This window comes from Pseudomonas sp. HY2-MNA-CIBAN-0224 (assembly GCF_040310285.1).
GTDB lineage: Bacteria > Pseudomonadota > Gammaproteobacteria > Pseudomonadales > Pseudomonadaceae > Aquipseudomonas > Aquipseudomonas helleri.
Map to the genome: position 1 here is coordinate 1 of NZ_JBEOPQ010000835.1, position 242 is coordinate 242.

The following is a 242-nucleotide window of genomic DNA, read 5'->3' on the forward strand; positions in this document are numbered from 1 at the left end:
CGCCAGGCTTTGACCCATCGCAGTCACAGTGCCACGCACAACGAACGGCTCGAGTTTCTCGGCGATTCCGTTCTGAATTGCGCGGTGGCCGCTCTTTTGTTCCAGCGTTTCGGCAAGCTGGACGAAGGTGACCTGTCGCGCGTACGCGCCAACCTCGTCAAACAGCAGTCGCTGTACGAAATTGCTCAGGCCCTGAATATCTCGGACGGCCTGCGGCTCGGCGAGGGCGAACTGCGCAGCGG

The 242-nt window shown here is 61.6% G+C and carries 1 protein-coding gene; it reads left to right on the forward strand.

The genetic code is table 11. The features are described from left to right. The coding region (locus tag AAEZ03_RS28620; RefSeq protein WP_350583361.1) for a ribonuclease III domain-containing protein at positions 1-242 on the forward strand (242 nt) is incomplete at both ends.